Genomic DNA, 9,513 nt, shown 5'->3' with positions numbered 1-9,513 from the left:
GGCTCTCTTCCACGCGTTCAACAAAAAACAGACCCCCCTTCCGCGGGGCGACCCTTCCCCCCGCGGCGGGGCCGCCTCCCCCCTCGGGCGCCGCCCCCCGCCGCGGCCCGGGCCCCCACCGCCCCCAAGTACCCACACCAACCAGCAGTGGCGCGGCTCCGCCCCGGGCACCTGACGCTCCCCACCCCGTCCGCCGACGCCCTGCCCGATCCCCGCGGGCAGGGTGCCGGCGCGTCCTAGACCCGCCCGCCGGTACGTTCCGGCAGGCGGGCGGACAGCACCCGGCCCAGGTCCAGCACGCTCAGGCCGAACATCAGGACGCCCAGGGGGACATGGACCGACGGGACGCGCGCGATGCCCAGCACCACCTGCACCGAGGCGAGAACGAGGAAGCCGGACGCGTACAGGATCGGGCGCGGTGAACCGCCGCCCGGCCGCCACGCCAGGACCGCGGCGAGCACGTACAGCATCGACGCGCCGTACATCACGCGCGCTCCGACTCCGTGCAGCACCTCGCCGTGGGACGAGGACAACAGCAGTCCGGCCGTAGCCGCCTGGAAGAAGAGGGACAACGTCTGCAGGGCTATCGCGACCTGCTGGAACGTGACCCTGCCCGGTGCTGCCGTCATCTGTGTGGCCATGGCGCGGTCCCCATATCTGCCTCGCGGCGGTGGATCGGTAGTGTCTCGTCCGTCCGACGACGCGGGCCCCCGAAGTGTGAGGTGCAGGGTCGGCCTCACATTCCGGTGCGGTGTTTCGTCGACGTGTCGAGAGCCGAAGCGGACGAGACGAACCAGGGAGCGGTCAGGACCATGAGCACCCCATCCGAGGCAGAGCACCACCGGTCCGAGCCGGAGCTGAGCGTAGTCGTCGGCGAGCGGCGCCAGCTGATCAACCTCGCCTACCGGCTGCTGGGTTCGCTGGCCGAGGCCGAGGACGCCGTGCAGGAGACGTACACCCGCTGGTACGCGATGTCGCGCCAGCAGCGGGAGGCCATCGCGTCGCCCGGCGCCTGGCTGACCACGGTGGCCGGCCGCATCTGCCTGGATGTGCTCGGTTCGGCGCGGGCCCGGCGCGAGCGCTACGTCGGCGCGTGGATACCCGAGCCGCTGCCCGACCGTACGGAGTGGTTCAGCGGGCGGGCGGGCGACGGCAGCGGCGAGCCGGCCGACCCCGCCGACCGGATCACCCTGGACGAGTCGGTGAACATGGCCTTCCTCGTCGTACTGGAGTCGATGACACCGGCCGAACGCGTGGCGTTCATCCTCCACGACGTCTTCCGCTACCCCTTCCCCGAGGTCGCCGCGATCGTCGGCCGGACCCCCGCGGCCTGCCGCCAACTGGCCACCTCCGCCCGTCGGCGGATGCGCGCCGCGCAGGCCCCGGCGGCTGCGACGGCCGGACAGGCGGGCCTGGTACGGGACTTCAAGGAGGCGTGGGAGGCCAAGGACATCAAGGCCCTCGTCGGCCTGCTCGACCCCGACGCCACGATGACCGCCGACGGCGGCGGCATGGTCGGCACCGTCCTGCGCCCGGTCGAGGGCAGCGAGCGGATCGCCGAGTACCTGATCCACATCGCCGACAAGGCCCCTGGACTGACCCTCCTGGAACGCACGGTCAACGGCCGGCCCGGCCTGGTCGCCCAGCACTCCGGCGTCATCGTGACAGTGGCGGCGTTCAGCCTCACCGACCACCGCATCACCCACATCTGGGCGGTCCGCAACCCGGAGAAACTCCGCCCGTGGACCGAGATCACCCAGAACTGACCGTCTCGTCAGGGCATCTCGTCAGGGCATCTGGTCGGGGTCGCAGCTGGCCCGGCGCAGCCCGATCGTGCGCAGGGCCCGCATCAGGGCTTCGGCGTCGCCCTCGCGCACGACGTGAACGGCTCCCTCGACCGCCAGGCCGGACACCGCCCGGGGCATGCGGGCGGCGGCCGTGCGCAGCACGACTCCGCTCGGCGGGTCCAGGGAGCGCACCCCGCGGAAGACGCGGAGGACGCCCGGGTCCGCTTCGATGCTGTCGAGCCCGGCCGGCAGGGACAGGACCGTGATGTCCGGCAGGAGGACGCGGGCGTGCGCGAGCGCGACGGCGGGGTCATGGGCGTGCGACACGACCCGGAAGTGCGGGTTGCGCTGGATCCCCGAGCGCAGCAGCTCCAGCTGCTCGCCGTCGGGAACCCCGACCACCAACACCGTCATCACCTGTTCCATCCTGCGCCCCGGCCCGCCGCGAGGCGAGCCGGGGCGCGGAAGAGATCCGGTGCGGCGGGTTCCGGCCGGTGGGGCCGCCGCCGGCCGCGTGGAGCGGCGGAAGATCGACTTCCCGACGGTGGGCCGCTCCACGAGACTGAGGACAGCGGCCCGACGGAAGGCTGAGGTGCGAGATGGCGGACGCGGAGGATGCCCTGGCCATCCGCCATGTCGCCGAGCGGCTGATGGAGGCGCACCCCCAACTGGACGCCGGCCTCGTCCGCGCCTCCGTCCAGACGGCGTACGAGGAGCTCAGGTACGCACGCGTCCGCACCTACCTGCCGGTCCTGATGGAACGCCGAGCCAGAGACCTGCTCCCCTCCGACGACCACCGGGGTACGTCAAGCACACCCGAGTGAGGACGGGGCGGGATCCACTACCGTCCGGGGGGCTCAGCGTTTCGGCATCGGACAGCTGGAGGACTGGGACTGGGGCCGTGAACCGCTGCCGGCGACGGCCGACCCCACCGAGGCGCTCGGCTTGGACGAGCACGGCGAGCTGTATCCCGTCGAGTGCTGGCTGGCCCGATTCGGCCGTATGCCCGAGGCCCTGCACCTCGTGCTCGGAGTGATGCCGGTCCGCGCGGCTCGGCCTTGACCCACCGCCTCCGTGGCGGCGGTGTCAGGCCAGGGTGTCGCCCGGTCGGACCAAGGGCCACCGTTCAGGTGTTCAGGAGCCGGTTGAAGAACGACCGGTAGTGCTGCAGTGCCAGCCGCAGTTCCTCCGTCGCGACCTGCTCGCCCTGGCCCCACTGCCCCTCCAGCCCCTCCTTGTGGGCGGAGAAGGTACGGGCGAGGGTCTGCATGACCTCGGCGACGAGGGCGTCCGCCGACCTGACCGCCTCCTGCGGGTCGTCGACGAACCGGCCCTGGATCTCGTTCCACGCCTTGCGATAGTCCGCGGTGTCCTCGGCACCGAGCAGCGGCTCGTCGGCGCCCCCGGCGGCTTCCGCGCCCGCGGTGCGGTCCGTCAGGTGCTCGTCGCCGTTCTCACCGGTCCCGGGCTCCTCGGCGGCCGTGTCCATGGTGGCCTGCCCCGGGTACACGGGCGGGTCGTCAGCCGTGTCGGCGCCCCTGTCGTCGGCGTCCCTGTCGTCGGCGTCCCTGTCGGCGTCCGCGGCCGGCACCGGGTGGGCGATGTCCTCCGTCGTGATGCCGGCCTCGCCGACCCGTTCCTCGTTGCTTCCGTCGTTGCGCATCTCACCGGCTCCTCTGGTCGGTCAGGAGGTCGTCGAACAGGGCGCGGTAGTGCACCATCGCCCCGCGCAGCTCCTCGGTCGTCGTCCGCTGGTCGGTGCTGCGCACCTTGACGTCGTGGGCGGCCCGGTAGTGCTCCAGGGTGCGGCCGTGTTCGACCGAGAGGTCACGCAGCTGGCCGCGGTAGTCGTCCGTCGGGTACCCCCGCTCGCGCATCAGTCGCGACACCAGTTCGTCGGCCTCCTCCACGGAGCCTTCCGGCCGGTCCACGAAGTGCTCTTGGACGGTGCTCCATTCGGCCGCGTACAGGTCTCGCCTTTCGGCGGGCAGTTCCTTGATCTCCAGCTGGTCGTGGCGGTCCTCGCGGGCACGCAGCTCGCGCTCGCCGGCCATGCGGCCGCCCTTGGCCTCGACCGTGCGGTCGTATTCGGGTCCGAACCTGTTCTGCAGGTGCCGTCGTCGCGCCATCATCCAGAGGGCGACCGTGAGCGCGATCACCACGATCGCCGCGACCACGATGACGGCTATGAGGGTGCTGGTTGACATGTTCGGCCTCCATTCCGGGGCCTCGTCGGCTTCACTGACGCGGCTGCCCCTGTCTCTGCGGGGCAAACCCGCGCGGGGCGGCGGCGCGGAGCCGTGTGGTTCGACGGCGACGGACCGGGTAGCCGCTCAGCGGTGAGAGGAGTACCCATGCCCGAGACCGGGCTCGACGCCTTCACCGGCGTACTGGACGGCCCGATGTACGTGGTCACGGTCGCGGCCGGCGGCGAGCGGGCGGGATGCCTGGTGGGCTTCGCCTCCCAGTGCTCGATCCGCCCGCCGCGCTTCGTCGTGTGGCTGTCCGCGGCCAATCGCACCTATCGCGTGGCGCGCGCGGCCACGTACCTCACGGTGCACGTACTGCGCCGGGACCAGCACGCCCTGGCGGAGCTGTTCGGCGGCGAGACCGGCGACCAGGTGGACAAGCTCGGGCAGGTCGCCTGGTGGCCCAGCGGGCACGGCAGCCCGGTGCTGGCGGACGTGCGCACGTGGTTCGTCGGCAGGGTCGAGGGGCAGATCGAGGGCGGTGATCACGTGGGCTTCCTGCTGGCACCGGTCGAGGAAGGCCCCCCGGAGGCCGGGGACGGGGGCGGCGCCGACGGGTTCTCCGCGGGGCTGCTCCGCTACAGCGACGCCGACGACATCGCGGCGGGCCATCCCGCATGACGGTCGCGCGGACTCACCGCTCAGGACTCACCGCTCACCGGGTGTTCTCGCCGAAAGGGCTGCTGTCGAGGTGCGCGAGCAGATCGGCCGGGTGCCGGTAGACGGCGCGGGCCCCGGCCTCCTCCAGGTCCCGCCGCGGGATGCCGCCGCAGAGCAGTCCCACACACGCGACGCCGGCCCGGGAGCCCGCCCGCATGTCCCAGACGGTGTCGCCGACGAACACGGCGTCGCGCGCGGCGGCACCGGCGAGGCCGAGGGCGTGGTGCACCTGATCGGGTGCGGGCTTGCCCTCGCTCACGTCCTCCGAGCTCGCCGTCGCGGTGAGGGCGTCGTCCGCTCCGACGGCCCGTCGGAGCGCGTCGAGCTCGGCGTCCTTCGCCGAGGTCACGAGCACGACCCGCCAGCCCCGGCGGTCCAGCGCGCGCAGCAGCTCGGCCGCCGCGTCGAACGGGGCAGCCGGTCGAAGTACGTGCCATAGAGGGTGGTGTGCGCGGCGCTGAGCGCGTCGTCCTCACCCGTGTCCCGGTCCTCACCCAGCAGATGCGCGAGGAGGTCCTCGCCGGGCAGTCCGATCGCGCGGTGGATGTCGTGCATGGCGACGTCGTGGCCCGCCTGCCGCAAGGCCTCCCACCAGCACACGACGTGCAGGTGATTGGTGTCGGCGAGGGTGCCGTCGACATCGAACAGCGCGGCACGGTTCATGTCCGCCTCCCGCGAGGCTCGGCAGCCGGACCCGCGGGGACCGGCAGGGGCGAACGCAACGCGCTGCGCCCCTGCTCCCAGGCCTCCCGGATGTGGGTCGCGAGGCGGTCCTCCAGCAGGACGGTCGCCGCGCACCCGAACGCGACGTCCGCCTCGAGGCCCGGCTCGTCGGCCAGGAGGCCCGCCACGACCTCGTGGCGCACGACCTGTTCGTGGACGGCGTCGGCCTCCACGTGTTCGGCGTAGAAGTGTTCGGCGGCGGGTCCCCCTCCGCAGCGCCGCATGGCCTTGGCCAGGCGCCTCGACCCGGGCGAGGACGTGACCTCGACGCACGCGAAGTGGCCGACGAGCGCACCGCGCGACGCCCGGTGGAGGCCGAAGAGGGACATCAGGTTCACGGTCGCGAGCAGGGCCGCCGGTGCGCGGTCCAGGTAGCGGCCGTACGCGGGATCCAGCCCGAGGTCGGTCATCAGGTCCGCGAAGAGCTCCGCGTGGATGCGCTCGGCGCGGCCGGCGCCGAACTCGTCGTACTCGATGGCGACCATGGCGGCCTTGGCCCGTCCGGTGAGCCGGGGGATCACCCAGGCGTGCGGGTCGGCCTCCTTGAGGTGGTAGAGCGAGCGCAGGGCCGCGTACTCGCGCAACTGCCAGAGTTCCCCCTCCGTTTCGAGCTGATGGCTGAGGCTGCCGGAGAGGTCGACGGGCTCGACGAGCAGCGGGGCGAAGGCCTCTTCGACCGATCGGGGAGCGTCGGAGAGCTCGGTGCGCAGGGCGTGGAGGAAGCGGGTTTCGAGGGCTCCGCGCAGGCGCAGCAGGTCCGGATCCCATTCGCGTTCGTCGTCCACGCCGTCGAAGCCGCGGTAGTGCAATTCGTAGAGGAGGTAGAGCGCGAGCTGGAGGTCCTCACCCCACGGGTCGGCCTTGAGTACGGATCCCGTGGCGTACGCGGGCGGGCCGCCGGACCGCAGGGCCTCGGCCACGGCCGCGGACAGCGGGCCCCGCCCCTCGGCCAGGCGGGGGCCGGCGGCGGTGGCCGTCGTACCGGGGCCGGCAGGGGTCGTCAGGGTCATCACGGGGTCCTGTTCTCGGGCGGCGGCGGGTCGGCCCGCTCGCGACGGCGGTGGCTGGTGTCGCACCAGGGGTACGTACGGCTGCGGCGGCAGGTGCAGACCGCGACCATGAAGCGGTCGGAGCGGGCGACCGTCCCGTCGTCCAGGACGATCTCGACCGGCCCCTCGACGAGGACCGGGCCCTCGGGATCCACAGCCACCCGGCGAGGGGCCACGGACACCCGGCGGGGCTCCCGGCCCGGGACGGTCTCAGAGGTTCCGGGCACGGATGACCACCAGCTCTTCCCACTCCTCGGCCTCGTCGGCCAGTCCCTGACCTTGCAGCCAGGCCCGTCGTGAGCGCAGCACCGGCCCCCACGGTACGGAGGCCCTCGTCATGACCCCCGCCGTCAGCCCCGCCCCGGCCAGCCGGTCCAGGGTCGTCTCGGCTCCGCACAGGCCCGAGTGCACCAGGAGCAGCACACCGCCGGGTCGCAGCAGGTCGGGGGCGTTCGCGCAGATCCGGTCGATGACCCCGCGCCCGTCCGGGCCGGCGTCCCAGGCCCGCTCCGGCCCGCGCGACGGGAGCCGGGCCCCCGGCGCGGGGACGTACGGCGGATTGGCGACGACCAGGTCGAAGCGGCGGCCGACGGTCCGTGCGGCGAAGTCCCCGTGCAGGACGCGCACGGGCAGCCGCCGGCGCAACGCGTTCAGCCGCGCCGTGAGCACGGCGGGCCAGGAGACGTCGACCGCCGTGACCCGGGCTCCCCTGCCCGCGGCGTGCAGGGCCAGCGCCCCGGTGCCGGTGCCGATCTCCAGGGCCTCGGTCCGCGGACCGAGCTCCTCGTGGGCGAGCGCCTCCGCGAGGAGGCGGGTGTCCGCCTGCGGCCGGTAGACCCCCGGCAGCGCGAGCAGGCCGGCCGGCAGGGGGCCCGGGGTCAGGGTCGTACTGGACACCGCGTGCCTCCGGGGGTCGATCGCGGGCCCGGCAGTGGCGGACCCGCGTCATGGATGGGACTGTGCGGCTGCCCCGTCAAACGGTCCCCATCCGGATTCGCGTCGATCTTCGGAGGATCACACGGAAACGGGCCGCCCCGGTCGGTGACCGTTCGGCGCGCCCACCGGCCCGGTTCGGACCGCGGCTCACGGCCCGGCGCCGTGGCCGGGTCTACCGTGGAAGGGTCCCGTCCCACCTGAGCGGCAGATGAGGCTGACAGCTGTGTCGACGTCGAGCCACGAGATCTTCGGTGCCCCGTGCTGGGTCAGCCTGCTGGCCCGGGATCTCGGTTCCGCCCAGCGGTTCTACGGTGCCGTGCTCGGCTGGGAGTTCCGTCCCACGCACCTCGGGCACGGCATGATGGTCGCTTTCCGTGACGGGGCTCCCGTAGCGGGTGTCGGCGCGCTCGGCGGGAGTGCCGACGCGCCGGTGGTGTGGACGCCGTACTTCGCCGTTGACGACGCCGACGTGACCGCCGCGCGGATCCGTGAACGCGGCGCCACCATGGCGGTCGGCCCCCTGGCCTTCGGCACCGGGCGAGCCGCCCTCGCGGCGGACCCCGCCGGGGCCGTCTTCGGCTTCTGGCAGGGCGAGGTCGTCCCCGACTGGTCCGTCGGCCGGGGAAGCGCCCCGGCCTGGCTGGAACTGCGGACCCGCGACGCGTTCGCGGCGGCCATCTTCTACGGGGAGGTCCTCGACTGGGGCAGCGAGCGGCCGTCCTGCTGCACGGTCTCCTACGAGCACGCCCACGTCGTCCTGCGTCACGGCCACGACACCGTCGCCCGCATCAGCGGCGGCGCGCTCGAAGCGGCGCCCGACCCCGAGGTGCGCCCCCGGTGGCACGTCCACTTCCGCGTGCCGGACCTCGAGGCAGCGGTCGACGCCGCCACGGGCCAGGGCGGCCGGACCGCCTCGCCCGTACAGACGTCCAGCATGAGCCGTTGGATCGTCCTCGCCGATGCCGAGGGGGCGCTCTTCACCGTGGTGGCGCCCCAGGACACGCCCGCCTGACCGGCCCGTGCGGCCGGAGTCGTCGGCGACACCGTCGTACTGGCCTTCGACCGCAGGCCCGACTGGCCGGTGATGCCCTCGCTGCTGCGCGTCTGTGTGCCCGATGCCGACACCGCCGTCGCCGCCGCGGCGGCACACGGGGCGACGGTGGTCACCCAGGCCGTCGACAGTGCGTGGGGCGACCGCGGCGGGCGGGTGCGGGACCCGTTCGGCAACATCTGGTGGGTGACGAGCCGGGTCGAGGACGTCGCGCCGGACCGGGCCTGGCAACGGATGTCCGAGCCGAAGTTCGCCGAGTCGATGCGCATCGCCCAGGAGACCCTTGACGCCGAACTCGGCGGGCGGGAGTCCGGGGTGGCCAGCGCACCCCGGATCCCGTCTGCCTGAACCGCCCCGTCGCGCGGGCCGTCAGTGGCGGCGTGCGCAGGTCCAGGCTCCCATGCCCTGGATCCTGGCGAGTCTCCGCGCCGTCGCGATCTGCTCGGCCTTCGTGGCGAGGTCGGCGCGCGGTGCGTACGTGCGGCCTCCTGCCGCCTTCCAGCTCGACTGGGTGAACTGCAGTCCGCCGTAATGGCCGTTGCCCGTGTTCGCCCGCCAGTTCCCGCCGGACTCACATCGGGCGATGGCGTCCCAGTCGGGTTTCGGTTTGGAGTGGACGGCAGCGGCGTGAGCCCCGGACACGTCCAACAAGGCCACGGTCAACAAGACCGCTGAAGCGAGCAGTTGGCCGATCATGCGCCGGCTGCGCCGGTCCTTCCGGTGGCACGACATCAGTCCTCCTTCGCTGTTGGGGCGGACCTGCCGCGAACAGCGGGCGGGCCCGCGTACGACCGCCTTCGGGTCGTGGCCACAGCAGAGCACGGGCCGACGCGCTTCCCGCGGCACTTGCGGTCACTGAAGGGAAGACGCCACCCGAACGGACGCTCTACGCCCCGTCCCGAGGCGGCCCGGGCCACCCGGGCCGCCCAGCCGCGGGGGGGGGGGGGGGGAGAAAACAGGCCCCCGGCCGCCACCACGACAGCCGAGCGACCGGCGGCGCGAGGAGGGCACCGGTCCACTCCATCTCCCCGGGCGGGTTCTGGGGGGTTGAGTCTTTC

At 73.3% G+C, this 9,513-nt stretch carries 12 protein-coding genes and 2 pseudogenes; 5 read left to right on the top strand and 9 right to left on the bottom strand.

The window, feature by feature from the left end; translation table 11 throughout:
• Nucleotides 1-236: 236 nt before the first annotated feature.
• Entirely contained in the window at nt 237-641 is a 405-nt protein-coding gene (locus ACZ4VT_RS17030; RefSeq protein WP_467950364.1) for a hypothetical protein, read from the bottom strand.
• Nucleotides 642-812: 171 nt separating this feature from the next.
• Between ACZ4VT_RS17030 and sigJ the strand changes: the two genes are divergently transcribed.
• The gene (gene sigJ, locus ACZ4VT_RS17025; protein WP_467950362.1) at nt 813-1,766 is read left to right on the top strand and encodes an RNA polymerase sigma factor SigJ; all 954 of its coding nucleotides are present in this window, start codon (nt 813-815) and stop codon (nt 1,764-1,766) included.
• A 21-nt stretch (nt 1,767-1,787) separates the two neighbouring features.
• Here sigJ and ACZ4VT_RS17020 read toward each other — a convergent pair whose 3' ends face one another.
• On the bottom strand, nt 1,788-2,201 hold the full coding sequence (locus ACZ4VT_RS17020; RefSeq protein ID WP_467950359.1) for a response regulator: 414 nt from the start codon (nt 2,199-2,201) through the stop codon (nt 1,788-1,790).
• Between the two features lie 185 nt (nt 2,202-2,386).
• On the opposite strand from ACZ4VT_RS17020, the gene ACZ4VT_RS17015 reads away from it, so the two are divergent.
• The gene (locus tag ACZ4VT_RS17015) at nt 2,387-2,611 is read left to right on the top strand and encodes a three-helix bundle dimerization domain-containing protein (protein ID WP_467950357.1); all 225 of its coding nucleotides are present in this window, start codon (nt 2,387-2,389) and stop codon (nt 2,609-2,611) included.
• A gap of 302 nt (nt 2,612-2,913) precedes the next feature.
• Here the strand turns inward: ACZ4VT_RS17015 and ACZ4VT_RS17010 are convergent, their stop codons facing one another.
• Together ACZ4VT_RS17010 and ACZ4VT_RS17005 are read right to left on the bottom strand one after the other, a co-directional pair.
• Nucleotides 2,914-3,450 (bottom strand): hypothetical protein, encoded by a 537-nt coding sequence (locus tag ACZ4VT_RS17010; RefSeq protein WP_467950355.1) that lies wholly within the window; start codon nt 3,448-3,450, stop codon nt 2,914-2,916.
• 1 nt (nt 3,451) lies between these two features.
• Nucleotides 3,452-3,994, bottom strand: coding sequence for a hypothetical protein (locus tag ACZ4VT_RS17005; RefSeq protein WP_467950353.1), 543 nt, complete (start codon nt 3,992-3,994; stop codon nt 3,452-3,454).
• Between the two features lie 147 nt (nt 3,995-4,141).
• Between ACZ4VT_RS17005 and ACZ4VT_RS17000 the strand changes: the two genes are divergently transcribed.
• Nucleotides 4,142-4,657: a flavin reductase family protein gene (locus tag ACZ4VT_RS17000; RefSeq protein ID WP_467950351.1), complete on the top strand. Its 516-nt coding sequence runs from the start codon at nt 4,142-4,144 to the stop codon at nt 4,655-4,657.
• Nucleotides 4,658-4,691: 34 nt separating this feature from the next.
• Here ACZ4VT_RS17000 and ACZ4VT_RS16995 read toward each other — a convergent pair.
• The 4 genes and pseudogenes from ACZ4VT_RS16995 to ACZ4VT_RS16980 all read right to left on the bottom strand — a co-directional run bounded on the left by ACZ4VT_RS16995 (nt 4,692) and on the right by ACZ4VT_RS16980 (nt 7,365).
• A pseudogene (locus tag ACZ4VT_RS16995) lies at nt 4,692-5,359 on the bottom strand (HAD family hydrolase).
• Nucleotides 5,356-6,429 (bottom strand): iron-containing redox enzyme family protein, encoded by a 1,074-nt coding sequence (locus ACZ4VT_RS16990; protein WP_467950349.1) that lies wholly within the window; start codon nt 6,427-6,429, stop codon nt 5,356-5,358. The pseudogene ACZ4VT_RS16995 and the gene ACZ4VT_RS16990 overlap by 4 nt, the downstream one beginning before the upstream one ends.
• Nucleotides 6,429-6,629, bottom strand: coding sequence for a CDGSH iron-sulfur domain-containing protein (locus tag ACZ4VT_RS16985; RefSeq protein ID WP_467950346.1), 201 nt, complete (start codon nt 6,627-6,629; stop codon nt 6,429-6,431). Before ACZ4VT_RS16985 ends, ACZ4VT_RS16990 begins: the two co-directional genes overlap by 1 nt.
• Nucleotides 6,630-6,678: 49 nt before the next feature.
• Complete coding sequence (locus ACZ4VT_RS16980; RefSeq protein WP_467950344.1) at nt 6,679-7,365, bottom strand: HemK2/MTQ2 family protein methyltransferase; 687 nt, start codon at nt 7,363-7,365, stop codon at nt 6,679-6,681.
• Between the two features lie 313 nt (nt 7,366-7,678).
• Here ACZ4VT_RS16980 and ACZ4VT_RS16975 point away from each other — a divergent pair, with 313 nt between their 5' ends.
• Both ACZ4VT_RS16975 and ACZ4VT_RS16970 read left to right on the top strand, forming a co-directional pair.
• Complete coding sequence (locus tag ACZ4VT_RS16975; protein ID WP_467950626.1) at nt 7,679-8,416, top strand: VOC family protein; 738 nt, start codon at nt 7,679-7,681, stop codon at nt 8,414-8,416.
• 21 nt (nt 8,417-8,437) lie between these two features.
• A pseudogene (locus ACZ4VT_RS16970) lies at nt 8,438-8,803 on the top strand (VOC family protein); the annotation flags it as partial.
• Nucleotides 8,804-8,824: 21 nt separating this feature from the next.
• Here ACZ4VT_RS16970 and ACZ4VT_RS16965 read toward each other — a convergent pair.
• The gene (locus ACZ4VT_RS16965; RefSeq protein WP_467950342.1) at nt 8,825-9,187 is read right to left on the bottom strand and encodes a transglycosylase family protein; all 363 of its coding nucleotides are present in this window, start codon (nt 9,185-9,187) and stop codon (nt 8,825-8,827) included.
• Between the last annotated feature and the right edge of the window lie 326 nt (nt 9,188-9,513).

The organism is Streptomyces sp. NPDC029164, from assembly GCF_055563995.1.
The sequence above is the reverse complement of the archived record's forward strand: the minus strand, read 5'-3'. Positions and strand labels throughout refer to the sequence as shown.

Excerpts from the sequence above, each read along its gene's own strand:
- ACZ4VT_RS17000 (WP_467950351.1), top strand. The coding sequence starts at position 4,142 with ATGCCCGAGACCGGGCTCGACGCCTTCACCGGCGTACTGGACGGCCCG.
- ACZ4VT_RS17005 (WP_467950353.1), bottom strand. The coding sequence starts at position 3,994 with ATGTCAACCAGCACCCTCATAGCCGTCATCGTGGTCGCGGCGATCGTG.
- ACZ4VT_RS17015 (WP_467950357.1), top strand. The coding sequence starts at position 2,387 with ATGGCGGACGCGGAGGATGCCCTGGCCATCCGCCATGTCGCCGAGCGG.
- ACZ4VT_RS16965 (WP_467950342.1), bottom strand. The coding sequence starts at position 9,187 with ATGTCGTGCCACCGGAAGGACCGGCGCAGCCGGCGCATGATCGGCCAA.
- ACZ4VT_RS17020 (WP_467950359.1), bottom strand. The coding sequence starts at position 2,201 with ATGACGGTGTTGGTGGTCGGGGTTCCCGACGGCGAGCAGCTGGAGCTG.
- ACZ4VT_RS16990 (WP_467950349.1), bottom strand. The coding sequence starts at position 6,429 with ATGACCCTGACGACCCCTGCCGGCCCCGGTACGACGGCCACCGCCGCC.
- ACZ4VT_RS17010 (WP_467950355.1), bottom strand. The coding sequence starts at position 3,450 with ATGCGCAACGACGGAAGCAACGAGGAACGGGTCGGCGAGGCCGGCATC.
- sigJ (WP_467950362.1), top strand. The coding sequence starts at position 813 with ATGAGCACCCCATCCGAGGCAGAGCACCACCGGTCCGAGCCGGAGCTG.
- ACZ4VT_RS17030 (WP_467950364.1), bottom strand. The coding sequence starts at position 641 with ATGGCCACACAGATGACGGCAGCACCGGGCAGGGTCACGTTCCAGCAG.